Raw genomic sequence first — 639 nt, 5'->3', positions numbered from 1 at the left:
ACCAGAAAGCCCAAATCGACGCTGAAAGAAATGATTGAACGCATGGGTATTGATGTGGAAAAGGTTGTAAGAGAACTCGATGAGGACAAAAGGTTCTGCGAATACTGTGGTCATGAGCTCATTCCGTTTGGAGAAAAGCATCTGCGTTACGAGCTTAAGGTTGAACTTCCCAGACTCAGAGTCATTGAGTATGTGGGTGTGACTTACGGCTGCCCTGGCTGTCATGCAAAAGCTGCTGACAGTGACACTCCGCTCAGTGAATGCGGACTGTCTCCCGTTCAGGCCGAGGCTCCAAAGCCGCTTCTGCCCGGAAGCTGGGCTTCCTCCTCATTTCTTGCCATGGCGATCGCCTTCAAGATTCTCTATCAGATTCCCACCAATCTTCTGATTACGATGTTCAGAGAAATGGGAATGTTCAGCGTTTCTTCAGGAACTCTGTGCAGCTGGATCATTTCAGTTTCGCAGGTTTACTTTGCTCCTCTGTTTGACAGACTCAGACAGATTCTGCTTGCTGTTAAATGCAAGATAAAATGTGCCAATTATTGCAGTGAGAAAGTTACCATTTCTTGCAGTGGGTGGGGTATAGGAGAAGACACTTTCCATGGAAAGTGTCTTCTCCTATACCCGCGCGCCTAGCTC

At 47.7% G+C, this 639-nt stretch carries 1 protein-coding gene; it reads left to right on the top strand.

Annotation, left to right across the window (positions count from 1 at the left end; all coding sequences use genetic code 11):
• Positions 1–636 (top strand): IS66 family transposase zinc-finger binding domain-containing protein (locus BO222_RS11780; RefSeq protein ID WP_158024612.1); only part of this gene is annotated, 636 nt, incomplete at its 5' end.
• Positions 637–639 lie beyond the last annotated feature (3 nt).

It is taken from the genome of Ileibacterium valens, assembly GCF_001945525.1.
Taxonomy (GTDB): Bacteria; Bacillota_I; Bacilli_A; order Erysipelotrichales; family Erysipelotrichaceae; genus Ileibacterium; species Ileibacterium valens.
This window is presented reverse-complemented; position numbering and strand designations above follow the sequence as displayed.